Genomic DNA, 773 nt, shown 5'->3' with positions numbered 1-773 from the left:
GGGCAGGGGCCATTGCGTGGGCACTGGGACGCGGGTGGTGCTTGTTTCGCGCACGCGGGTGGGCAGACTTGCGCGCATGGGTGACGTGAAAGAGTTCCACCAGCGGTGGTGCATCGCGGACGGCCATGCGGATTCCCTCATGTGGAACCGCGACCTGTGTGCACGTTCTGAAGAGGGCCACGTGGACTTCCCCCGCCTGCGGGAGGCGGGGGTGAAGCTGCAGTGCTTCACCATCGTCACCCGGGGCTTTCCTTTCATTGGAGGCTTCCCCGTGTTCGCCGCGTGGCGTGGGTGGCCCCGGGACGCCCGGGCGAGCGAGTGGACCCGGGCGCTCTGGCAGATTGAGCAGATGGCGTCCTTCTGTGAGCGCTCAGGGGACGCCGCCCGCATCACCACCACAGGCGCCATGTTGGAGGACAACCTCGCCCAGGGGCGGCTGTCCGCGGTGCTGGGCGTGGAAGGAGGGCACGCCATTGAAGGCCAGGTGGCGCGCCTGGCGGAGCTCCACCAGCGTGGGGTGCGCTTCATGGGCCTCACCCACCTGTCCAACAACGACCTGGGAGGCTCATCCTTTCCGATGATGGGCAACCGGGGCCTGACGCCGCTGGGCCAGGAGGTCATGGAGGAGATGGCCCGGCTGGGCATGAGCGTGGATGTGGCGCATGCCTCGGAGTCCACCCTCAAGGACCTCTTCACCCACCCCTCGGTCCGGTTCTTCTGCTCGCACACGGGCGTTCGCGCGGCGGGCGGTGGCTGGCGCAACCTCTCCGACG

General features: G+C 68.4%; 1 protein-coding gene. It reads left to right on the top strand.

Annotation, left to right across the window (positions count from 1 at the left end):
* Nucleotides 1-76: 76 nt before the first annotated feature.
* On the top strand, nt 77-773 hold a 697-nt coding region (locus tag G4D87_RS38320), incomplete at its 3' end, for a dipeptidase (protein WP_163787658.1).

It is taken from the genome of Myxococcus vastator (assembly GCF_010894475.1).
GTDB classification, from domain to species: domain Bacteria; phylum Myxococcota; class Myxococcia; order Myxococcales; family Myxococcaceae; genus Myxococcus; species Myxococcus vastator.
This window is presented reverse-complemented; position numbering and strand designations above follow the sequence as displayed.